This is a genomic window from Hymenobacter sp. BRD67, from assembly GCF_013256425.1.
Classification (GTDB): Bacteria; Bacteroidota; Bacteroidia; order Cytophagales; family Hymenobacteraceae; genus Hymenobacter.
The window spans coordinates 4,323,209-4,345,416 of the sequence record NZ_CP053904.1; the positions used below are offsets into that span (position 1 = coordinate 4,323,209).

The following is a 22,208-nucleotide window of genomic DNA, read 5'->3' on the forward strand; positions in this document are numbered from 1 at the left end:
TAAAGTTAACTTAAAAACGTCGAGTACAAGGCAGCTCCAGAAAGGAGGTGATCCAGCCGCACCTTCCGGTACGGCTACCTTGTTACGACTTAGCCCTAATTACCTGTTCTACCCTAACTGGCTTCGTTGCGGAGCACCAGCTTCAGGTCTACCAGACTTTCATGGCTTGACGGGCGGTGTGTACAAGGCCCGGGAACGTATTCACCGCGCCATGGCTGATGCGCGATTACTAGTGATTCCAGCTTCACGGAGTCGAGTTGCAGACTCCGATCCGAACTGAGAACGGCTTTTCGAGATTGGCATCTGGTCGCCCAGTAGCTACCCGCTGTACCGTCCATTGTAGCACGTGTGTCGCCCTAGGCGTAAGGGCCATGATGACCTGACGTCGTCCCCGCCTTCCTCACTGCTTGCGCAGGCAGTCTGGCTAGAGTCCCCACCATTACGTGCTGGCAACTAACCATAGGGGTTGCGCTCGTTGCGGGACTTAACCCAACACCTCACGGCACGAGCTGACGACGGCCATGCAGCACCTTGCTTTGTGTCCCGAAGGAAAGGCTCATCTCTGAGCCGGTCACGCGCATTCTAGCCTAGGTAAGGTTCCTCGCGTATCATCGAATTAAACCACATGCTCCACCACTTGTGCGGGCCCCGTCAATTCCTTTGAGTTTCACCGTTGCCGGCGTACTCCCCAGGTGGGATACTTATCGGTTTCCCTAAGCCACGGACAATCTTTAGCCCGCAGCGAGTATCCATCGTTTACGGCGTGGACTACCAGGGTATCTAATCCTGTTCGCTCCCCACGCTGTCGTGCCTCAGCGTCAGTAACAGCCTAGTCAGCTGCCTTCGCAATCGGGGTTCTGGACCGTATCTATGCATTTCACCGCTACTCGGTCCATTCCGCCAACCTCGTCTGTACTCAAGCTCTCCAGTATCCAGGGCAGTTCCGTTGTTAAGCAACGGGCTTTCACCCCGGACTTAAAGAGCCGCCTACGCACCCTTTAAACCCAATAAATCCGGACAACGCTCGCACCCTCCGTATTACCGCGGCTGCTGGCACGGAGTTAGCCGGTGCTTATTCTGCAGGTACCGTCATCACACTACACGTAGTGCTTATTCTTCCCTGTCAAAAGCAGTTTACGACTCAGAAAGCCTTCGTCCTGCACGCGGCATGGCTGGGTCAGGCTCTCGCCCATTGCCCAATATTCCCTACTGCTGCCTCCCGTAGGAGTCGGGCCCGTATCTCAGTGCCCGTGTGGGGGACCAGCCTCTCAGCTCCCCTAGTCATCGTCGCCTTGGTCAGCCGTTACCCAACCAACTAGCTAATGACCCGCAACCCCATCCAACACCAATAAATCTTTAATAACTGCCCGATGCCGGACTATTATCTTATGCGGTATTAATCCGCCTTTCGGCGGGCTATCCCCCAGTGCTGGGTAGGTTAGTTACGTGTTACGCACCCGTGCGCCACTAGATGTATTGCTACACCCCGTTCGACTTGCATGTATTAGGCCTGCCGCTAGCGTTCATCCTGAGCCAGGATCAAACTCTCCATTGTAAAATATTCCAAATTCACTACCGTAGTAGGAACGATGTCGAGATGCTTGCCTTGTGCTCTATTTGACGTTTGTAATCTAATTCGTTTAGCTTAGTTGCTTGCCTCTGCGGCGTTGCCGAAGCAATGCTTAGTAGGCAAGCGCCTACCTATTTTGTCTATTTCCAACATTCAAAGAACATGTGTTACTTCCTGTTGAAGTAACCTGGTGACTAGTCTAGCTAGACTTTTCCTGCTGTTTGCAAGCCCCTGTTTTAATTGGGAGTGCAAAGGTAGCTAACTTTTCTGACTTTCCAAGTTTTAAGCAAAAAAATTATTGTTTTTACTTTTGTTTTTTTAAGTCCTTCCTACTTCCTTTTGAAGCGGGGTGCAAAGGTAGGTAGCTTTTTTAGCTTCTCACAGCTTAGGCAAAAATAAATTTGCGGTGGCTGTTTTTGCAGTCCGATAAATCAGACATTCCGGTCTTTTTCAGAGTTCCTTTGCTGAGAAGGATTTTTCCGAAAGCTGACGATTTTGGGCGTTTCCAGTGGGCCGGTTGCCGTTTGGGACTGCAAAGGTACTGCTTTTAGCTAGCTGGGCAGCTTGTGGCGATGAAGTTTTGCCCGAGGGTACGCTAAGTGCTTGAAAGCTGGGCGAGAAACTTTTGAAAGTTGCTTTGTTTGCTACAGACACTGCTGAATCTATGCAGGTGGGTAGTGATAAGGTATAAGTGTCGGCTGCGGACCAGCCCTGGAGCAGCTTCAGGCAGGGCTAGTAGCGAGGTAGTGCTATGAAATGATTGGGTTGTATCCATGCTGGCTGGATGCCTGCTTAGTAGGGGGGTACTTTTGGTGGGTTGGTAGATTAGCAGCGATGGCGATTGAGTACGGAACAGGTGATTTAGAATGGTAATTCTTTTATATGGAGCTGGTTTGGGTAGCAGGTATTAGTCTGGAGGAGCGGAGAGCTACTGTACTGTCAACGTTGAGCTTTAGCCTGCCTATGGGGCAGAAGCTGGCTTTGACCGGGGAAAGCGGGGCGGGCAAGAGCACCTTATTGCAGATAATAGCGGGGCTGGTGGAGCCTAGTACCGGGGAAGTACGCATTGCGGGCAGCAAGGTGCGTGGGCCGGCCGTGGCCCTGGTGCCAGGGCATCCGGGGGTAGCGTATCTATCGCAAAAGTCAGATTTGCCCAAGTTTTTGCGCGTGGAGCAGGTGCTGCAGTATGCCAGCAAGCGGCCGGTAGCTGAAACACAGGCGCTTTTTAAGCTATGTCGTATCGACCAGTTGCTGGGGCGGCGTACCGACCAGCTATCGGGGGCGAGCAGCAGCGGGTAGCGCTGGCCCGGCTATTGGTGGGAGAACCGCGGCTGTTATTACTCGATGAGCCTTTTTCTAACCTCGACCGGGGCACAAGCAGGAAATGCAGCGCATTGTGGAGGCGATGGGACGTCAGCTGGGTATTACTTGTCTGCTGGTATCGCACGATGCTGCCGATACACTTTCCTGGGCCGATAGAATCATGGTGCTGCGTCGGGGCCAGGTAGTGCAGGAGGGTTCGCCCGAGCAGGTGTACAAGCAGCCCGTAGATGAATACACGGCGGGGCTTTTTGGCGATTACAATCTGATAAGCGGGGCCGATAAATTGCTGTTGGCACCCCATGCCCACGGAGCCGGCCCCTTCCTGGTGCGGCCCGAGCAGTTTCGGCTGGGGCCGGCTACCAGCGCACTGATGGGGCATGTGCGGGCAATCCGCTTTTTTGGGAGCTTTTACGAAGTGGAGGTTCAACTGTCCGCGAATGTGGTGCGGGTGTGGGCTGGCTCGGTAGCTACAAGCGTCGGGGAAGCAGTTGGGATTTCGGTAGTGGCGGGCGGCGGCTGGCAGCTGAGCAGCTGACTGAGTGGCCTTTTCTAATAGGCTGGATTACTGCACTAACTCGGCGTGCAGCCGGGCCAGGGTAGCAGCGGCATCTTCGCAGAGGCCGGGATGAACGGCAGAGGTTTGCACAATGGTGCTGCGCTGCGCCGTGAGCCAGCGAAAACGCGAGGCAATGGGCAGCTGACCAATGGGCCCGCCCTCGGCGCGGCCCTGGCAGATGCGCTGAAACGAGCACAAGCGCTCGTGCAGGTCGGCCAGGTCGAGCGGCGCGTTGGAGAAAGCTTGCAGGCGAGCGCTGTTCAGCTCGCAGGTGGCTTGTAAAAAGCCCTGACCGGCACAATATAGGATAATCCCTACGTTCAAAAATTCTTCACGCTCGACGCGGGGCACCACACGCAGCACGGCGTACTCAAACAAGTGCTTGGCGGGCATGGTCGGCTTCCTGAACAAAGGTGGTAGATACAGCCAGGCGGGCTTCCAGAAACTGCTGATAGGCAGCGCGCTGCTCGGCGGGCGAATGGTCAGGCTCGTGCAGCCACTCGTCGGGAATGACGGCGATGATGCCGGCCAGTACGGCAGGCGTGAGGCGGGCGCGGCACTCCGTATCAACGGCTGCCAGCCTGGTGGCCTGGGGCAGCAATACGTGGTCTTTCACTTGCGGAAAAGGCCGGGTGGCCGACTTAACCCACTGCGGGCCGGTGTGGTGCACGTAAAGCGCGGCCCCGTGGTCAATCAGCCACAGCTCCTTGTGCCAGAGCAGCATATTGGTGTTGCGGGCGGTGCGGTCTACATTTAGCGTCAGGCAGTCGAGCCAGACGATGAGCGAAGCCAGGTGCGCTTCCACGGTCGTGACGAGCGGGTCGAAGGTGCTGGCGCCCGACAGGAAGTGCAGCGCCAGGTTCTGGCCGGTGCTGGCACGCAGCAGGTCCTGAATTTCCTCGTCGGGCTCGGTGCGGCCAAAGGCTTCGCTCAGCTCCGCAAATACCAGCTCGGGCACGCGCAGGCCCAGCGTGCGGGCCAGCTCGCCCACCAGCAGCTCGGCTATCAAGACCTTGATGCCCTGGCCCGCGCCCCGGAACTTCAGCACGTACAGGAAGCCGTCGTCGGCCTCGACCAGCGCGGGCAGCGAGCCGCCTTCGCGCAGGGGCGTGATGTAGCGGGTTACTTCGACGGTGCGCAGAGAGATAGGGGCGCTCATTAGCAATATATAAAATAATTTATCCTTGCGAGCGCAACGAAGTGGAGCGCGGCAAACGCCTTGGAACGACTCAATCGGGTATCGTTCCAGGGGCGCGCTCCACTTCGTTGCGCTCGCAAGGACAAACGTAAAATTAGCGCCTGCCAGCAAAAAGCAGCCTATACCAGCTGCCGCAGGGCCATCTCGAACGAGCGCTGAGCAATGCCGGTCGTTTCGGCGCTCTGCTGGCGGGTGCGGGCCAGGGCGGCTTCGATGATGCGCGAAGTGTCGGAGAAAATGGCCTGGTCGGTGATTTCGGCGCCCGTTTCCATGAGGTAGGCAAAGACGCGGGCCATGCCGCAGTTGGCGATGAAGTCGGGGATGACGGCGCAGTGCGCGTCGGCCCACTCGCCGGTGGGGCCGAAGAAGATGGCTGGGTCGGCAAAAGGAACATTAGCCCCGCACGATATTACTTCGAGGCCGGCGCCCACCAGGGCTTCGACCTGCGCCTGCGTCACGAGCCGCGAGGCGGCAGCGGGCACGAAAATCTCGGCACCGGCCGTCCAGACCTGTTGGTTGATTTCCTCAAAAGAAAGCAAATCGGGCGCGTGCAGCGCGTTGCCGTCGCGGCCCAGAAACAGCGCCCGCACTTCTTCCAGGCTCAGCCCTGCGGGGCGAAGCAGGCCGCCGGCCCGGTCGATGATGCCCACGATACGCGCGCCCTGGCTGGCCAGGTAGTAGGCGGCTGCCGCACCCACGTTGCCCCAGCCTTGGATGATGACGCGCTTGCCGGCCACCGGGCGGCCGCCCCAAAGGGTATAGTAATGACGAACTGCTTCAGCCACGCCGTAGCCGGTGATGAGGTCGGCCACGGTGTACTTGCGGGCCAGGCTGGGCGTGTAGGTGGCATCTTCGAGCACCTTGACCACCCCCTGGCGCAACTGGCCGAGCTTCTGGATTTTCTGGGGCTCCGTGGCGCGGTAGTGGCCATTGACCACGCCTTCTTGCGGGTGCCAGAGGCCGTAATCTTCAGTAAGCGGAATTACTTCGTGAATCTCATCTACGTTGAGGTCGCCGCCCGTGCCGTAGTAAGCTTTCAGCAAGGGAATTACGGCCTTGTACCAGCGCTCCAGCACGCCGCGCTTGCGGGGGTCCTGCGGGTCGAAGTTGATGCCCGACTTGGCGCCGCCGATGGCCGGGCCGGAGACGGTGAACTTCACTTCCATCGTTTTGGCCAGGCTCTCGACCTCTCGCTTGTCGAGGCCCTTGCGCATGCGGGTGCCGCCGCCGGCCGCACCGCCGCGCAGCGAGTTTATCACCACCCAGCCTTCGGCTTCCGTCTCGGGGTCCTGCCACTCAAAAACGATTTCGGGCGCTTCTGCTCGAATTGAGCCAGTAAATCTTTCATGTAATCAGGTACTACCTAAAAAGCGGCCGGCCTGTCTGGCCGGCCCGCGTTGCGGAGTGGAAAAGGTAAAAATCTTTGTTATTCAATGCGTTCGAGGCGCTGGCCTTCGCCCGCTGGCGGGGCGGTGGCGGGTTCCAGCCACGACTTATAATACAGGCCGTCGTCGAGCTTCAGCGCAGCTTCGGTGAGCATAAGCGGACGGAAGGTATCAATCATGACGGCCCACTCGTCGGTGCCGGTTTTGCCGATGCTGCGCTCGTAGGCGCCCGGCGCGGGGCCGTGCGGAATGCCGCCGGGGTGCAGCGTGATGTGGCCCTGGGCAATGTTGTTGCGCGACATGAAGTTGCCATCTACGTAGTACAGCACCTCATCCGAGTCGATATTGGAGTGATGATAGGGAGCGGGAATGGCCAGCGGGTGGTAGTCGAAGAGCCGGGGCACGAACGAGCACACTACGAACGCCTTGGTTTCGAACTGCTGGTGTACGGGCGGTGGCTGGTGCACCTTGCCGGTTATCGGCTGAAAATCACGGATATTCATCCCGTAGGGATAATTATAGCCGTCCCAGCCCACTACGTCGAACGGGTGCGAAGGGTACACCAGCTCGTGCAGCACGCCCTGCTTCTTGATTTTAATCGTGAAGTCGCCCTCTTCGTCGTGGGTTTCGAGCTCGGTGGGCAGCTTGTAGTCGCGCTCCGAGTAGGGCGCATGCTCCAGCAGCTGGCCAAACCAGTTGCGGTAGCGCTTGGGCGTATAAATAGGGTGAAACGACTCGGCAATGAACAGGCGGTTATCCTCCGAGTCGAACTCGATTTGGTAGATAATGCCGCGCGGAACCAGCAGGTAGTCACCCGGCTCAAACGCGATATTGCCGAGCTGCGTGCGCAGCTTGCCCGTGCCCCGGTGGATGAACAGCAGCTCGTCGGCATCGGCATTCTTATAAAAATATGCCGTGAGCGAGTGGCGGGGCGCGGCCAGCACGATGTGCACGTCGCTGTTTACCAGCACCGGCGTGCGGGCGGCCAAGTAGTCGTCCTGCGGCGGCACCTCGAAACCCTTGAGCAGCCGCGCCTTAATGCTTTTCTCGACCGCAATTGTGGGCGTAAGGTCGGTTTCGCCCACAATCTCCTTCACCGTGGTAGGCCGGCGCAGGTGGTACATCAGCGACGACATTCCCTCGAAGCCGATGGTGCCGAACAGTTGCTCGTAGTATAAGCCGCCCCCTGGCTTCTCAAACACCGTATGGCGCGTGTGCGGCAGCCGGCCAAGCTTGTGGTAGATAGGCATTTCTCTACTGGTTAATTTTTTAATGATTACTGGTTAATGAGTATTTCTTTCGTTTCGTAGCCTAGCGGCCTGTTGAACAAAAAAATTAACCATTAACCATTGAGTAATTAACCATTATTAAAGGTTGCCCCGGCGGTCCTGCTCGCGCTCCAGGCTCTCGAACAGGGCTTTGAAGTTGCCGGCGCCGAAGCTCTTGGCTCCCTTGCGCTGGATGATTTCGAAGAATACTGTGGGGCGGTCCTCCACCGGCTTGGTGAAAATCTGAAGCAGGTAGCCTTCCTCGTCGCGGTCGGCCATGATGCGCAGGGCGCGCAACGCCTCCACGTCTTCGTCGATGTGGCCGACGTGGGCGCGCAGGTTGTCGTAATACGAGTCGGGCGTGTTCAAAAACTCCACCCCGCGCGCTTTCAGCTCGCGCACGGTGCTGATGATGTCGTTGGTAGCTACCGCAATGTGCTGCACGCCTTCGCCTTCGTAGAAGGTGAGGTATTCCTCAATCTGCGATTTCTTCTTACCCTCGGCCGGCTCGTTAATGGGGAATTTTACGTAGCCGTTGCCGTTGCTCATCACCTTGCTCATGAGCGCCGAGTACTCAGTGGTGATTTGTTTATCGTCAAAGCTTAATATATTGGCGAAGCCCATCACGTCCTCGTACCACTTCACGGTTTCGTTCATGCGGTTCCAGCCCACGTTGCCCACACAGTGGTCTACGTAAAGCAGGCCTACCTCGCTGGGGTTGAAATCCGATTTCTGGGCCACGTAGCCGGGCAGAAAGGCACCGTGATAGTTTTTGCGCTCCACAAACAGGTGCACCGTTTCGCCGTAGGTATAGATGCCGGCCGTGCGCACCTCACCAAACTCATCGGTAAGGGTGCGGGGCTCCTGGAAGCTGCGGGCGCCGCGGCTCATAGTTTTCTCGTAGCTTTCGTAGGCGTCATCGACCCACAGGGCCAGAATTTTAACGCCGTCGCCGTGCTGGCGCACGTGCTGCGAAATCTCGTGGTCGGAGTGCATGGCGGTGGTGAGCACCAACCGGATTTTGCCCTGCTGCACCACGTAGCTGGCGCGGTCGCGCACGCCGGTTTCGGGGCCGGCGTAGGCCACCGTCTGGAAGCCGAACGCCGCCTTGTAGTAGTACGCCGCCTGCTTGGCATTGCCGACGTAAAGTTCGAGGTGGTCGGTGCCCAGCAGGGGCAAAAAATCGGTGGCGGCGCGCTGTTGCAGCTCCTGGGCGACGAGGGTTTCCATAAGAAGATACGGGGGGATGACGCTGATTTACCCGCAATACTAACGCCCGTTAGCCCGCTTGTCCAATATCGGTTCCTTATGGTGCCGATAAGATTTTCTTATGGAGATTTGCTGCATGGAACTACGCCAGCTGCGCTACTTTACTGAGGTTGCCACCGCGCTGCACTACGGCCGCGCTGCCGAGAGGCTATGCGTATCGCAGCCCGCGCTGAGCCAGCAGATACAGCTTTTGGAGAGCGAGTTAGGTGTGGAGCTGTTTGACCATCAGCAGCGCACGCGCCAGCGCCGGGTAGTGCTCACGGAGGCCGGGACGGCGTTTCTGACCGAGGCGCAGCATTTGCTGCACCTCAGCCGCCAGGCCGTCGAAAACGTACGCCGCGTGGGCTCTAAGCAAAAAACGGTGGAGCTGGGCTACTACCAGCTGCTGCGGCCCGACCGGCTGGTGGGCATCGTGCAGCGCTTCAACGGCAGCTTCCCCGACGTGCAGTTTCACCTGCACGAGCTGCCCACGTTCCGGGCCGTGCAGGAGGCGCTGGTGGCCGGGCGCATAGATTTGGGCCTGACCATGCTGCCGCTGCTGCACCCCGAGCTGGCGGCCCGGCCCTTTGGCCAGGGTGGCCTGGCCGTGGCGCTGCCCGTGGCGCACCCGCTGGCAAGCCTGGCCGAAGTGCCGCTGGAAGCGCTGGCCCACGAAAAATGGGTGGAAATCAGCCGCCCGCTGCACCCGGTGTACGACGAGATTGAGCACCTCTGCCAGCAGGCCGGCTTCAGCCGGCGCGGAGCCATCGTGCAGGAAGTTTCGTCGCTGGAGTTGCTCAGCAACCTCGTACGACTGGGGCTGGGTGTGGCCTTCGTACCCTCGTTTTTCGACCTGGGCCAGGTGCCGGGGGTGGTCGCCCGCCCGCTGCGCGTGCCGGGCGGCGAAAACGTCGTCCTCACGCAGTGCGTAGCCTGGCTGGCCGAGCGGCCGGCCCCGCTGCTGCAAGCGCTGGTGGCGTTGGTATAGAGTGAGTTTGGAGTTAAGAAGGTCTCGTTAGCAATTCCGCCACCTGCCGGCCGGTACCCAGGGCGGCGTTCAAAGAAGGGTAGCTGGCCCAGTCGCCGCAGCGAAACAGGGCATCGCCTACTTGCAAGGCCTGTTGGGCGGGCTGGCCAGGACTATATACTGGCAGCGCCTGCGGAATGTAGTAGGTGCGCAGGTGCCGCCACATAGTGGCTACCGGTCCAAACCAGGCGGTCAGCTCCTGGCGCAGGCGCGCCGTAAGCTCTTCTTCTGAAAGGCCATGCTCGCCGTGGGTGCTTACCGATACCAGTCCCTGCCCGGCCGGAGCCAGCGCCGGGCTGATTTCAGCCGGAAAGGCTACGTTGTGAGCCAGGGCCTGGGGCTGGGCATTGAGGTGCAGCAGGCGGCGGCCGTGGCTGGGGGCCGCGCCCGCAGTAGCAAAATACGTACAGGTAGTGAGGCGGGCAGCCGACACAGCCGAAGCAGCGGTTCCGAGCAGACGAGCGGCCGACGGACCGTCGGTTGCCAGTACCACTGCCGCGGCAGCCAGGGTTTCGCCGCTGGCCAGGTGCACCAGGCGGCCACCATCCGCGACGGCCGCCACGGGTGTTTGGAGGCGTATGCTGCCGGCCGGCAGGCGGGCCGCCAACTGCTCGGGCAGCTGCTGCATGCCGAGGGCCGGCACCGTAGCCGGCCCTTGCATAAACTGCTGAAAAATAAATTCAAAGAAGTTGCTGGCGGTGTTCAGCTCGCGGTCGAGATATACACCGCCGAAGAAAGGCTTAAAGAAGGAGTTGATAATCTGCTCACTCCAGCCAAAGCGGCGCAGGTAATCCAGCGTGGTCAGGCTGGGCCGTGCCAGCAGCAGTTCTGGTGAGCGGCCCGCCAGCTGCGAGGCCAGCTTGCCAATCAGCAGCTTGTCCTTAAGCGTGCCGATGGGGGAGGCCAGCGCCTCAAATGCCCGCAACGGTGCCTGAAGCGGATTTTCAAGCGTGGTTTCCCGCCCGTCGGCCAGGCGGATAACTGCTCCCGAGCGAAAAGCCCGCAGGTTCAGCGCGCCATAGTCGAACATGCGGCGGGCCTCGGGGTAGTTGGCCAGCAAAATCTGAAAGCCGCGGTCAAGCCGAAACCCATCGGGTGTGATGTCTGTGCGCACGCGCCCACCCACGGCGTCAGCAGCTTCGAGCACGAGTACCGGCCGGCCGGCGCGGTGCAGCCAGTTGGCGCAGGCCAATCCGGCCATGCCCGCGCCGATAATGATAATGGGTGACGATTGCATAAGCTAATGAGAAATAAAAAAGACTATTGCCAAATTGCTTTCCTAATAAAGAGCGCTGATTGTCTTGGTATTAGTGAAGAGAGATAAAGCTGTAATTGCCAACTGATAATACTTGATGACCCATTTGCCATTGACGTTCTACTATCTTCAAAAAGAAGACTACGCGGCTGGCCGCTGGCTGGCCCCTGACTGTTCCCGGCTCCCAGCGGCCCATTTGAGGTAATAAATCGGCTATAGCATGTCGTAACAGCTCATCGCCACCACTAAAGTCGGTGGGGCTTCCCTTTTCTGTTATTGTGGCCGTGATGGTAGTAGTATAATAAGGGTTGTTGAGTTGCTGCCGCAGTTCGGGGCGGGCCATTAGCTTGGCTAGGCACCGGCTGTAGTAGCTGCTGGCCTCGCCAGGGGGCTTAGGCTGCTTGGGTTGAGCAGTGCGAATGTCGTCGCTCTGTTGCCGCATAGCCAGTAGTTCAGCGCAAGTGTTATTTAAGACGTATCTCTCGGCTACCCCACTGGGGTCGTCTACAACGGGTTCGAGGGTTGAGTGGTCTTTATAACGTCCTGCAAAGCGGCCTGTCAAACTCTGACCGCCCTTAAATTTTCCTTTTTCAAAGACTTCAGTCGCCAGAAGCTTATTGGTTTTCAACTCCCGGCACTCCCAGGTACCTTGTGCTAAGGCATTAACTACTGGACCCGTGACCAAGCGGCGTAACTGAGGCTGAATTTGGAGCCATTGCCCATTGCCATCGTGGACAATTTGCTGGCCAGTACTGTCCCAGCAAGCAATAAGGCGCATGGTCGGCAAGGGTAAATTCTCCCAGGCCAATTGTTGCTGCGGACGACCATCGGGACGCCAAAAATGCCACTCCCCGGCGGGTTGGCCCTGGTTAAAGCTACCCGCAATAGAGCGCTGTCCATTTGGGTAAAATGCTTCAAAGGCTCCCTGCCGCTGGCCATGGAGATAATGCTGGCGGTACATCAGGTGGTTATCCTTCAAATCATAGTCCTGAGTTGCTCCCTCAAAATTGCCTTCAGAATCAATGATAGTTAGCCGGCGCACATCAGCGCAAGCTACTGGCGTCAAATAATACCCGTAGCTATAATACATAGCGACGCTGTCACCGGAAATAATGCGATAACAGTCTGTCAGAACAGCTTTAGCAGGGAGCACAAGGTGCGAAGGTGTCTGCGCTTCGACTTGAAAGAAAAGGCTGGTCAGCAGCCCCAACAGAGCGACAAGGCGTAGAGCTTGCTTCATTCCGCAAAGCGAAAAGGGAAAGATAGAAGCAGCTCGAAATCAATGTTTGCTGACATAGAGCTGCCTAAGAGAGGCTGCGAAAGTAAGAATTACTTTGTAGTGATACCCGACTAAAACAGCTTGGGCATCTTGTGCTCTTTCCACTTCTTGCGGGTTTTCATGGTATAAAACTCCGCCACGCCACTGCGCTCCAGGGTAAGCTGCCACGCTCCCAGCACCTGGGCCGGCTGGCGGCCTACCGATTTCAGGCCGGGGTGCTGCTGTTGCAGCAGGGCCGCTTCGGCCGCGGAGAGGTCGCGGCCGGGCTGGCCGTGGCAGCGCAGGCACAGGTTATTGTTCAGAGTGATGGGCCGCTGGTAGAAAAACGTATCGACGGCGGGGCGGCCAATCAGGCGCATGGTGTCGGGGCGCAGGCCCGCCGCGGCAATGGCAGCCGCAGGCGCTGTACTCGTCTGCCATTCGGCCCGGCGCGGGCGGGCTTGCCACTTGCGGGCCATCGAATCGACCTGCGGGTAGCTTTGTGGCCGGCAAAAATTAGCAGCCTGGGCCAAGCCGCCCTTCTTCAATTCGCGGGCCAGGGTGCGGCGCAGCAGCGTATCGGCGTAGGCCGTGAGCGAGTCGCCGGCCCAGCGCGTGGCGTGCAGCAAGTCGGTGGGTGTAATACGGATAGCCTCCCAGTTGGCAGTTTCCTCGGCTATCTGCTTGGTGCCGGGCAGATGCTTTACCTGGTCGGGCCGGCAGGCCGCCAGTATCAGAAAGAAGGGGAGAAGGAGCTTGAGTTTCGACACAACCATACTGCGGCAACTGCTTTGGCAGGTTGAAGGTTGCGCTAGCGCAGCAGCCAGCCGCGCAGCGCCGCGTAGCTGGGGGCAGCAAAACACTGTGCTTGGGCTTTTCCAGTAAATAATGCAAAGAATCCGGCAGGTCGATTTTGCGGCCAATGAGCGGCTCAACTACTTCCGGGAATTTTACCGGGTGCGCCGTCGCCAGCAGAAAGCCCGCGGCGGCCGGGTACTCGGCCAGGTATTTTTCCAGCGCAAAAAAGGCCACCGCGCCGTGCGGGTCGAGCAGATAGTGGTGCTCGGCTTCCACCCGCCGAATGGTGGCGCGGGTGTCGGCATCGCTCACCGTGTAGCCGCTCAGCAGCTGGCTCAGGGCGGCGTGCTCATGCTTAAACAGCTCGAGAATCCGGACAAAATTGCTGGGGTGGCCAACGTCCATCGCGTTAGAGATAGTCGCGACGGCGGGTCGGGGTGTAAATATCGCAGTGCGCAGATATTCGGCCCCGGCGTCGTTGGCATTGCAGGCCGCGATAAAATGGCCCACCGGAAGCCCCGAGGCGTGGGCCAGCAGGCCGGCGCAAAGGTTGCCGAAGTTACCGCTGGGCACTGCTACCACCGGGGGGCGGCGGGCTGCCATTGCTGCAGGGCAAAAAGATAGTAGAGCTGCTGCGGCAGCCAGCGCGCCACATTAATTGAGTTGGCCGACGTAAGCGGGCAGCGGCGGGTCAGCTCCTCATCCCGAAATGCCTGCTTTACCAGACGTTGGCAGTCGTCGAAATTGCCCTGCACTTCGAGGGCCGTAATATTATGGCCCAGCGTGGTGAGCTGCAATTCCTGCAGCGGGCTCACCCGGCCCGCCGGGTAAAGAATAACCACCTCCACGCCCGGTACGCCCAGAAAGCCGTGCGCCACGGCCCCGCCCGTATCGCCGGAGGTGGCCACCAGCACCGTCACCGACTTGGTTTCGCCCCGCGAAAAGTAGCCCAGGCAGCGGCTCATGAACCGCGCTCCCACGTCTTTAAACGCCAGCGTGGGGCCATGAAAGAGCTCTAGCGCCCCAATGCGCTCCGCCACTGGCACCAGCGGAAAGTCAAAATCAACCGTTTCGGCGCAGATGCGGCGCAGGTCGGCCTCCGGGATGGTAGTGCCTACGTAGGGCTGCATGACGGTGTAGGCGATGTCGGCCCGCGAGCGGGCCGACAGGCTCTGCAGAAAGTCAGCCGAAAACTGTGGGATGGCTTCGGGGAAGTACAGGCCGCCGTCGGGAGCCTGCCCGGCAATGGTTGCCGCGCGAAAATCAACGGGCGGCGACTGGCGGCTGAGGCTGTAGTAAAGCATAATGTAGAATGTGGAGGTGTGAAAATGTGCTGGATGTGAAAATTAGGGCGTTGGCTAAACCTCAAAGGCGACTAGTTTTTGAGGTGCAGGTGTATGTCAGCCACATTTTCACATTTACTATATTTTCACATTTAAGCTACTACCCGCGCGCCCTGGCTGGCTATCGGCCCCACGTGCAGGTGGAAGTCGATGCCCATTTTGCGGTACACGCTACCCAGCGCTTCGGCGGCGGCGTGGGCGGTAGCTTCGGTTTTATTCAGCATAAAAATTGACGGTCCCGAACCCGAGATGCCGCCGCCCAGCGCGCCGGCGGCCAGGGCCAGCCGCTTGGCTTCGCCCAGGCCGGGGATGAGCGAGGCCCGCGCCGGCTCCACGACGTAGTCCTCAATCGCCCGGCTGATGAGCGCGCAGTCGTGGGTAAGTAACCCGGCCACCAAGCCGCCCACATTGGCCCACTGGCGCACGGCCAGGGCCAGGGGCACGGTAGCGGGCAGCACGGCGCGGGCCTCCTTGGTTTTCACCTCAAACTGCGGGTGCACCACCGCCACCCACAGCGGCGGGGCCGGCAGGGCTACCACGTCGAGCGTGGGCAGCACGGCCCGCACCAGGGTGAAGCCACCATATATGGCAGGTGCTATGTTGTCGGCGTGGCGCACCCCCGACGCCACGGCCTCGCCGTACATGGCCAGGTCAATCAGCTCCGTGGGGCTGAATCGGTTGCCCAGCAAGGCGTTGGCGGCCACCACGGCGCCCGCCGCGCTGGCCGCGCTGCTGCCAATGCCGCTGCCCGGCCGGATACCCTTGGTAATCTCCACCTCAAAGCCCAGCGGCTCGGGCACGGCGCGCAGCAGCGCCAGCAGCGCCGCGCCGGCCACGTTGCGGCTGGGGTCGGTGGGCAGGTTGTAGTCGTCGAGGTGCCGGATGGTCAGGCCCGGCTGGTCGCGGCGCGTTAGGCGCACGGTGTCGTAGGGCGCAGTGAGGCACAGGCCCAGCACGTCGAAGCCGCAGCCGACATTGGCAATGGTGGCGGGGCCTGAACGGTTACTTCATTTAACATTTCACATTTAACAATTAACAGTCGTTGGGCTGTTGGCGGTTTGGGCTTTTTAGACGATTGGTGGAACGCAGGATAGTAAAAAGCATTTTGCCTAGTTCGTCGGCATCGCTGTGCAGGCTTTTGAACATGATTACTGTCAGATAATCAGTGTCATGTAGCAAGCGCAGCCAGTATTTGGTTTCCAAGCACTCCTTGTAGCTGATGGAGATTCTAGCCGAAAATTCTGCATCTGAACAGTGCGCCGTTGGCTTCGGCTATGTTCGCGTCTATGCTGGCGCCACAGCGTAGGAGTTGCTTTGAGAGCACGTACTCCCGCTTTTCTTGCGAAAGGAATTGGTAGGCCCACACTACGCGCACCCCAAAGGCATAGGCCTTTTCATAAAGTACCTTCGGCTTACCCCCAATCATAACCGAAGCCGCCGCTATAACAGCCCATTAATTGATAATTGTTAAATGTTACTGGCCCGGATAATATCCGCAAACACGCCGCTGGCCGTGACCACGGCTCCTGCCCCCGCACCCTTCACCACCAGCGGCTGCTCGGGGTAGCGGTCGGTGTAAAAAAGCACTACGTTGTCTTTGCCGCGCAACTCGTAGAGGTCGTGGCCGGGCGCAATCTGCTGCAAGCCCACCGAGGCCTGGCCGTCGGCGTACTGGGCCACAAACTTGAGGCGCTTGCCCTGGCCAGCGGCTGCATCGTAGAGGGAGCGGAAGTGCGCCTCGTGCACGGCTAGCTGCTTGTAAAAGGCCGCCACGTCGCCTTCGAGGCAGCTCGCGGGCAGGAAGCTTTCGTTGGCTACGTCGCTCATTTCCAGTTTTTCGCCGGCTTCGCGCGCCAGGATGAGGATTTTGCGGGCCACGTCCGAGCCGTTGAGGTCGAGGCGCGGGTCGGGCTCGGTATAGCCCTCGGCCTGGGCCTGGGCCACCACCTCGGCAAAGGGCCGGGTGCCGTCGTAGTTGTTAAACACGAAGTTGAGCGTGCCCGAGAGCACGGCCTGCATTCGGCGCACCACGTCGCCGCTGCGGGTAAGGTCGCCGAGCGTACCGATGACGGGCAGCGCCGCGCCCACGTTCGTTTCAAATAGGTACTTGGTGTTGAAATCCTGGGCCAGCTGCTTAAGCTGGCGGTAGCTCGCATAGTCGGCCGAAGCCGCGATTTTATTGCAGGCCACCACGGCTACGCTCCGGGCCAGCAGCGGCGCGTACTGGCCGGCGGCAGCCGGGTTGGCCGTTACGTCGACAAATATAGAGTTTCTAAGATTCTTGTCAATAATGAGCTGCGTCAGCTCAGCAAGCGAGAGCTTAGAAGCTTTATCTAAATCTTCGGGCCAGGTGCGCAGGTCGAGGCCGCCCTCGTCGCTGACGAGGCAGTGGCGGCTGTTGGCAATGGCCACCACGCGCAGGTCAAGGCCCAGCTTGTCGCGCAAGTACCCCTGCTGCTGCGTGAGCTGGCCCAGCAGTTTGCCGCCCACGTTGCCAGGACCCAGAATAAACAAATTCACCTGCTTATGCGTCGCCTCAAAAAACTCCTCGTGCAGCACGTTGATAGCCTTACGCACATCGTCGGCCCGAATGACGGTCGAGATGTTGCGCTCGCTCGCGCCCTGCGCGATGGCCCGGATATTCACCCCATTGTGCCCCAGCGCGCTAAACAAGCGCCCGCTGATGCCAGGGTGGTTGCGCATGTTGTCGCCCACCAGCGCCACGATGGCTAGTCCCGTTTCGGGCCGCAGCGGCTCCAGGCGCCCGGCCGCGATTTCACCGGCAAACTCCTCGTTCACCACTTCTTGCGCAGCCGGCACGTCGCCCTCGCTCACTCCCACGCAGATGGAGTGCTCCGACGAGCTTTGGGTGATGAGCACCACGTTGAGTCGCGCCCGCGCCAGCGCCGCAAACAGCCGCGCCGCAAAGCCCGGCACGCCCACCATGCCGCTGCCCTCCAGGTTGAGCAGCGCCAGGTGGCTGATGCTCGACAGCCCGCGCACCACGCCGATGCTGCGCGGCGGGGCCACTTCCACCAGCGTGCCGTAGTCCTGGGGTGCGAAGGTGTTTTTAATCCACAGCGGGATGCCGCGCCGGCGTACCGGCTGCACCGTGGGCGCGTACAGCACCTTGGCCCCGAAGTGCGAGAGCTCCATTGCCTCCTCGTAGCTGATGCGCGGAATAGGCCGCGCCGAGCGCACCAGGCGCGGGTCGGCGGTGAGCATGCCGCTCACGTCGGTCCAGATTTCGAGCTTCCCGGCGCCCAGCGCGGCGGCCAGGATGGCGGCCGTGTAGTCGGAGCCACCGCGGCCCAGCGTGGTAGTGTGGCCTTCGGCATCGGCAGCGATAAAGCCGGGCGCTACCCACAAGCTGGCCGGGTTTTCCTGCTGAAAATACGTGACCTGGCGCTGGGTGATTTCTTCGTCTACCTGCGCTATGCCGAAGCGTGAGTTGGTGCGGATGAGCTGCCGGCTGTCGGCCCACACGGCGGCAATGCCGCGCGCCTGGAAAGCGGCCACCACAAGGCGCGACGACAGCAGCTCGCCGTAGCTCATCAGCCTATCCAGGGTGCGCGGCGAGAGCTCGCTCAGCGCAAAAATGCCGTCGGCCAGCAGCGCCAGCTCGGTAAACCGGGCGGTGAGCCAGGGCTGGATAGCGGCCTGCGCCTCGGTGGTGGGCAGTAGCGCTTCGGCGGCGGTGAGGTGGCGGGTTTCAAGCTGCCGCAGCGTGGTGCGGAAAGCCTCGTTGCCGGCCGCCGCCGTGCGGCCGATGCTGATAAGGGCGTCGGTAGTGCCGCCCAGCGCCGACACGACCAGCCCCACCGGCCCCTGGGCCAGCGCGCTCGTCACGATGGCGATTACCTTCCCGATGTTTTCGGCAGAGGCCACCGACGTGCCCCGAACTTCAATACTTGCATACGAAACAGGTGTCGAAAGCCCGGCTAGCCGCAACCGGCCGCGCAGTAGGAGAGGGCCTGGTGAGGGTGGGAAGGGCAACCCCAGGCCAGCGTGAAGAAGTGGCGCGGAACGCCGACCGCAAAGGACGTTGTTACCAAGCCGTATCTTTGCAAACTACTGACTATTTTTTTCCGACCACAAAATGCTGGATAAACTCGAAGCCATCCGCGAGCGCTACGAAACCGTGAACCACGAGCTGATGCAGCCCGAGGTGATGAGCGACATGAAGCGCTTCAAGTCCCTTAATAAGGAGTACAAGGAACTAGGTAAAATTGTGACAGCGTACCGTGCCTACCAGCAGGTGCTCAGTAATATAGAAGGGGCGCGTCAGGTCGTGTCGACCGAAAAGGATGAGGATTTTCGGGAGATGGCCAAGGCTGAGCTCGACGAGCTGCTGCCCGAGGCCGACCGCATGGAGGTAGCCATCAAGGAATTGCTGATTCCGAAAGACCCCAACGATTCCAAAGACGTTATTATGGAAATCCGGGCCGGAGCGGGTGGCGACGAAGCCTCGCTTTTTGCCGGCGACTTGCAGCGCATGTACCTGCGCTTTGCCGAAAAGCAGGGCTGGAAAATGGAACTGGTAGATGCCATGGAAGGCACCGCCGGCGGCTACAAGGAAATTGTGCTGGCCGTGAAGGGCGAAGATGTGTACGGCAAGCTCAAATTTGAATCGGGCGTGCACCGCGTACAACGCGTGCCAGCCACCGAAACCCAGGGCCGTATCCATACCTCGGTAGCCTCAATCGTGGTGATGCCGGAGGCGGAGGAATTTGATATCGACCTGGATATGAATGATATTCGTAAGGACCTGTTCATGTCCTCCGGCCCCGGCGGGCAGTCGGTCAACACGACTTACTCGGCCGTGCGCCTCACGCACTTGCCCACCGGCATCGTGGCCCAGTGCCAGGACCAGAAATCGCAGCTCAAAAACTTTGATAAAGCGCTGGCCGTGCTGCGCTCGCGCATTTTCGAGATAGAGCTGGCCAAGAAAAACGAAGCCGAAGGCGCTATCCGTAAGAGCATGATTGGCGGCGGCGACCGCTCCGATAAAATCCGGACTTACAACTACCCGCAGGGCCGCGTGACCGACCACCGCATTGGCTACACCGTGCACAACCTGCCCAACGTGATGGATGGCAACATCGACGACTTTGTGGAGCAGCTGCGCCTGGCCGAAAGTGCCGAGCGCCTGAAAGTAGGCGTATCGTAAAAACGAAAAGTCGTCTGTCATTGCGAGCGCAGCGAAGCAATCGCCCCGAACGAACGCCGCGCCAGTCGTTCGCCTAGCTTGTTCTGATGCGATTGCTTCGCTGCGCTCGCAATGATAGACGACTTTTCCGCGTTACCCTATCGTGCTTAAAATTCGCTACCTACTGCCCGTCTTCCTGCTGCTTAGCGGTATTGCCAGCCTGACTATCTCCGGCTGCAAGCCGCGCGAGGAAGAGCTGCAAACCACCGGCGGGCTGGCTTTTTCGGCCGATACGGTGAAGTTCGACACGGTTTTTACCACCATCCGCACGGTCACTAAGCGACTGTGGGTGTACAACCGCAACCCCAAAGCGGTAAACGTAGACCTGGTGAGCCTCGACAGCCCGGCCACTTCACCTTACACGCTCCTCATCAACGGCGACCTGAAGCAGACGGCTACCAACCTGTTTATTCGGGGCAACGATAGTCTGCTTATCCTGGTGCGGGCGCTGCTCAAGGATAACGGCCAGAACGGCTTGGCCAAAAACCTGGTGGTGCAGGAAAACCTGAACTTCCGCACCAACGGCCAGGACCAGCACGTGCTGCTGCGCTCATTCGGCCAGAATATCTACCTGCACCAGGATGCCACGCTGCCCTGCGGTGAGGTGTGGACCAACGACCGGCCCCACGTGCTGTATGGCCTGGTGGTAGTGCCCGCCAACTGCACGCTGCGTATCAAGCCCGGTACGCGCATCTACGCCCACGCCGGGGCCCGGCTGGTAGTGCAGGGTACGCTGCTGGTAAACAGCACTGCCGACTATACCCCGGTACCGGCCCCACCGACACGGTGAAGGCGACCAACGCCAACATCGTGCGCTTTATGGGCGACCGGAGCGGCGAAACCCAGTATGCCACCGCGCCCGGCCAGTGGACAGGTATCGAGTTTGATGCCAGCAGCCGGGGCAATGTCATCCGCTACGCCCTCATTCAGAATGCGACTTTTGGCGCTTTCCTGTATAATCCAACGCCGCAGAGCCAAAGCTTTCGGCCCGATGTGACGATTCAGAACTCGGTCATCCGCTACATCTCCGGTTCCGGGGTAAGTGCCGCAGCCGCGGCTAGCAACCTGGGCCTGTCAGGCGCGGGCGTGCTAAGTGTATCGGGCGACGTGACGCTGGAAAATACGCTGCTGTCGGACTGCTACGAGTATACCGTGCTCGGCTATGGTGCCAGCGCTATCGCGATGAATTATTGCACGATAGCTAATTATCCGGCGGTGGAGGCAGTTCGCAAAACCGCCTCGCTGGCTTTTACCAATATGTCGCTGGATGGTACCGTAAAATATACCAATGGGCAAACGCTTACGGTACTTAACTCTATCGTGTGGGGCTCCATCGACGATGAGCTGTTTCTGGAAAACTACGCTGATTACAAAGCGGCGGTAACTATTAAAAACTCCCTGCTGAAAACCCAGCTTTACAAAGCCAGCACCGATGCTGCTAATGCGCCTGGTCTGGCCCAGGCTGGGCTGGGTAATGTTCTGAATAAGGACCCGATGTTTGTGAGAATCAATACGGTATCCAGCAACGACTATCGCCTGGGCACAGGTTCTCCTGCACTGGCCAGCAAAAATGCCGCGCCGTCGCTTATCGCCCGCGACTTGCTAAACCTACTCCGCAACGCCAGCACGCCCGACCTTGGAGCCTACCGGGCTACCAAGTAAGCAGGTTAAATATTGGGTATGAAATATATTCAGAAAAGGCTGCGATTGCCGGCCGTGGCCGAAGGCTTTCACCTCATCACCGACCTGCTGCTGAGTGAGCTGCCCGAGCTGGAGACGATGCGCGTGGGCACCGCCAACTTTTTTATTCAGCACACCTCGGCCAGTTTGTTCATTACCGAAAATGCCGACCCTACCGTGCGGCGCGATTTTCAGGAGTATTTCCGCCGCCTGGCCCCCGATAACGCGCCGTACTTTCAGCACACCCTCGAAGGTCCCGACGACATGACGGCCCACCTGAAGGCCGCCCTGCTGGGGAACTCCGTTACGGTGCCCATCGCCGATGGCCGGCTGCTGCTGGGCACCTGGCAAGGCCTATGCCTGGGCGAGCACCGCCGCCACGGTGGCCGCCGCTGGGTAGTTGCCACGCTGCTCGGAGAGTAGCCGGCGCAGTCGGGCCAGCTCACTAAGCAATAGCTCAAGCGCGTCGCTAAAGCACCCGTGCCGCCGTCTGGTAGCGCAAGGTGTCGAACAGCAGCAGCTTTTGCACTCCCTGGGCGCTGTACTGGCTCAGCTGACCATTTTTCAACGTCAGCCGCAGGTCTTTTTGCCCGAAAAACAACGCATTATCCTGCCGCAGCGTAGCCCGAATGGCCTGGGGCTGCCCGGCCCGGCTCGTTACGTCGAGGCGCAGCACGGGCGCGTTGTCATGGCCCGGCCGCAGCTGGTAGCTATGGCGCATCTCGCCACCCGGCAGGCTGGCCGAATCGACGGCGTACGCCCCACGCAGGGCAGCTTTATTGATGTCGGCCTGGTAAAAAATCTGAAGCTCATCGGCCCATTTTACCCCAGGCACCTGCACGGTTTCGGTGGCGCCCCCGCGCAGGCTCACCTGCTTTTGTACGCCCCGGCGCTGGGTGGCCAGCTGCCTGGCCTGCGCATCGAGCAGGCCGCGCATATCAAAATAAGGCCCCTTCAGGTGGGCCGCTCCCGGTGCGGCTTCCTCAGTAGCCGTGGTGCCCTGGCCGCAGCCGGCCAGCACCAGCAAGCAGCCAGCAGCAAAAAAGAAGCTCGTTTTACAACTCATAGAATGAAGTATCCCGCCGTGAAG

The 22,208-nt window shown here is 59.8% G+C and carries 20 protein-coding genes, 1 rRNA gene and 2 pseudogenes; 8 read left to right on the top strand and 15 right to left on the bottom strand.

The features are described from left to right. Nucleotides 1-40: 40 nt before the first annotated feature. Nucleotides 41-1,555: ribosomal RNA gene (locus GKZ67_RS20205) — 16S ribosomal RNA — on the bottom strand. A 978-nt stretch (nt 1,556-2,533) separates the two neighbouring features. Between GKZ67_RS20205 and GKZ67_RS25390 the strand changes: the two are divergent. Together GKZ67_RS25390 and GKZ67_RS20220 are read left to right on the top strand one after the other, a co-directional pair. Continuing rightward, nucleotides 2,534-3,078 (top strand): annotated as a pseudogene (locus tag GKZ67_RS25390) (ATP-binding cassette domain-containing protein). Next, complete coding sequence (locus GKZ67_RS20220; RefSeq protein ID WP_254245293.1) at nt 2,964-3,428, top strand: TOBE domain-containing protein; 465 nt, start codon at nt 2,964-2,966, stop codon at nt 3,426-3,428. The pseudogene GKZ67_RS25390 and the gene GKZ67_RS20220 overlap by 115 nt, the downstream one beginning before the upstream one ends. Nucleotides 3,429-3,455: 27 nt before the next feature. Here GKZ67_RS20220 and GKZ67_RS20225 read toward each other — a convergent pair whose 3' ends face one another. From GKZ67_RS20225 to hppD, 5 genes and pseudogenes are all read right to left on the bottom strand, one after another. Further along, the gene (locus tag GKZ67_RS20225; protein WP_173246128.1) at nt 3,456-3,842 is read right to left on the bottom strand and encodes a DUF3037 domain-containing protein; all 387 of its coding nucleotides are present in this window, start codon (nt 3,840-3,842) and stop codon (nt 3,456-3,458) included. Then, nucleotides 3,820-4,608: a HipA family kinase gene (locus GKZ67_RS20230; RefSeq protein ID WP_173246131.1), complete on the bottom strand. Its 789-nt coding sequence runs from the start codon at nt 4,606-4,608 to the stop codon at nt 3,820-3,822. The genes GKZ67_RS20225 and GKZ67_RS20230 overlap by 23 nt, the downstream gene beginning before the upstream one ends. A 158-nt stretch (nt 4,609-4,766) precedes the next feature. Further along, nucleotides 4,767-5,995 (bottom strand): annotated as a pseudogene (locus GKZ67_RS20235) (Glu/Leu/Phe/Val dehydrogenase dimerization domain-containing protein). 78 nt (nt 5,996-6,073) lie between these two features. Further along, nucleotides 6,074-7,282 carry a homogentisate 1,2-dioxygenase gene (locus tag GKZ67_RS20240; RefSeq protein WP_173246134.1) on the bottom strand — a complete coding sequence of 403 codons (1,209 nt, stop codon included), beginning with the start codon at nt 7,280-7,282 and terminating at the stop codon, nt 6,074-6,076. A 117-nt stretch (nt 7,283-7,399) separates the two neighbouring features. Then, nucleotides 7,400-8,530, bottom strand: a complete 1,131-nt coding sequence (gene hppD, locus GKZ67_RS20245) for a 4-hydroxyphenylpyruvate dioxygenase (RefSeq protein ID WP_173246137.1) — start codon at nt 8,528-8,530, stop codon at nt 7,400-7,402. 115 nt (nt 8,531-8,645) lie between these two features. On the opposite strand from hppD, the gene GKZ67_RS20250 reads away from it, so the two are divergent. Next, complete coding sequence (locus GKZ67_RS20250; RefSeq protein ID WP_173246141.1) at nt 8,646-9,536, top strand: LysR family transcriptional regulator; 891 nt, start codon at nt 8,646-8,648, stop codon at nt 9,534-9,536. A 13-nt stretch (nt 9,537-9,549) separates the two neighbouring features. Here the strand turns inward: GKZ67_RS20250 and GKZ67_RS20255 are convergent, their stop codons facing one another. From GKZ67_RS20255 to GKZ67_RS20265, 3 genes are all read right to left on the bottom strand, one after another. Further along, entirely contained in the window at nt 9,550-10,812 is a 1,263-nt protein-coding gene (locus tag GKZ67_RS20255; RefSeq protein WP_173246144.1) for a protoporphyrinogen/coproporphyrinogen oxidase, read from the bottom strand. Between the two features lie 70 nt (nt 10,813-10,882). Next, the gene (locus tag GKZ67_RS20260) at nt 10,883-12,070 is read right to left on the bottom strand and encodes a toxin-antitoxin system YwqK family antitoxin (RefSeq protein WP_173246147.1); all 1,188 of its coding nucleotides are present in this window, start codon (nt 12,068-12,070) and stop codon (nt 10,883-10,885) included. Between the two features lie 110 nt (nt 12,071-12,180). Beyond that, nucleotides 12,181-12,858: a DUF3365 domain-containing protein gene (locus tag GKZ67_RS20265; protein WP_173246150.1), complete on the bottom strand. Its 678-nt coding sequence runs from the start codon at nt 12,856-12,858 to the stop codon at nt 12,181-12,183. Nucleotides 12,859-12,976: 118 nt separating this feature from the next. Between GKZ67_RS20265 and GKZ67_RS22790 the strand changes: the two genes are divergently transcribed. After that, entirely contained in the window at nt 12,977-13,510 is a 534-nt protein-coding gene (locus GKZ67_RS22790) for a hypothetical protein (protein ID WP_217278645.1), read from the top strand. Here GKZ67_RS22790 and GKZ67_RS22795 read toward each other — a convergent pair. From GKZ67_RS22795 to thrA, 5 genes are all read right to left on the bottom strand, one after another. After that, complete coding sequence (locus GKZ67_RS22795; protein WP_217278646.1) at nt 13,462-14,190, bottom strand: pyridoxal-phosphate dependent enzyme; 729 nt, start codon at nt 14,188-14,190, stop codon at nt 13,462-13,464. The two genes, GKZ67_RS22790 and GKZ67_RS22795, sit on opposite strands and share 49 nt — an antisense overlap. A 131-nt stretch (nt 14,191-14,321) precedes the next feature. Next, the gene (locus GKZ67_RS20275) at nt 14,322-15,185 is read right to left on the bottom strand and encodes a homoserine kinase (RefSeq protein WP_217278647.1); all 864 of its coding nucleotides are present in this window, start codon (nt 15,183-15,185) and stop codon (nt 14,322-14,324) included. Nucleotides 15,186-15,261: 76 nt separating this feature from the next. Continuing rightward, nucleotides 15,262-15,432, bottom strand: coding sequence for a four helix bundle protein (locus GKZ67_RS25395; RefSeq protein ID WP_410505034.1), 171 nt, complete (start codon nt 15,430-15,432; stop codon nt 15,262-15,264). 25 nt (nt 15,433-15,457) lie between these two features. Continuing rightward, a complete protein-coding gene (locus GKZ67_RS25400) occupies nt 15,458-15,655 on the bottom strand; it encodes a four helix bundle protein (RefSeq protein WP_217278648.1) in 198 nt (65 codons plus the stop codon). Between the two features lie 41 nt (nt 15,656-15,696). Next, nucleotides 15,697-18,117 (bottom strand): bifunctional aspartate kinase/homoserine dehydrogenase I, encoded by a 2,421-nt coding sequence (thrA, locus tag GKZ67_RS20285; protein ID WP_217278649.1) that lies wholly within the window; start codon nt 18,115-18,117, stop codon nt 15,697-15,699. Between the two features lie 211 nt (nt 18,118-18,328). On the opposite strand from thrA, the gene prfA reads away from it, so the two are divergent. The 4 genes from prfA to GKZ67_RS20305 all read left to right on the top strand — a co-directional run bounded on the left by prfA (nt 18,329) and on the right by GKZ67_RS20305 (nt 21,541). After that, nucleotides 18,329-19,399, top strand: a complete 1,071-nt coding sequence (prfA, locus tag GKZ67_RS20290; RefSeq protein WP_151087155.1) for a peptide chain release factor 1 — start codon at nt 18,329-18,331, stop codon at nt 19,397-19,399. A 142-nt stretch (nt 19,400-19,541) separates the two neighbouring features. Then, complete coding sequence (locus GKZ67_RS20295) at nt 19,542-20,228, top strand: hypothetical protein (RefSeq protein WP_173246153.1); 687 nt, start codon at nt 19,542-19,544, stop codon at nt 20,226-20,228. Further along, nucleotides 20,225-21,100 (top strand): hypothetical protein, encoded by an 876-nt coding sequence (locus GKZ67_RS20300; RefSeq protein ID WP_173246156.1) that lies wholly within the window; start codon nt 20,225-20,227, stop codon nt 21,098-21,100. Before GKZ67_RS20295 ends, GKZ67_RS20300 begins: the two co-directional genes overlap by 4 nt. 18 nt (nt 21,101-21,118) lie before the next feature. Continuing rightward, nucleotides 21,119-21,541, top strand: a complete 423-nt coding sequence (locus GKZ67_RS20305; protein ID WP_173246159.1) for a secondary thiamine-phosphate synthase enzyme YjbQ — start codon at nt 21,119-21,121, stop codon at nt 21,539-21,541. 46 nt (nt 21,542-21,587) lie between these two features. On the opposite strand, the gene GKZ67_RS20310 is transcribed toward GKZ67_RS20305, so the two are convergent. After that, complete coding sequence (locus GKZ67_RS20310; protein WP_173246162.1) at nt 21,588-22,184, bottom strand: hypothetical protein; 597 nt, start codon at nt 22,182-22,184, stop codon at nt 21,588-21,590. Nucleotides 22,185-22,208: the final 24 nt, after the last annotated feature.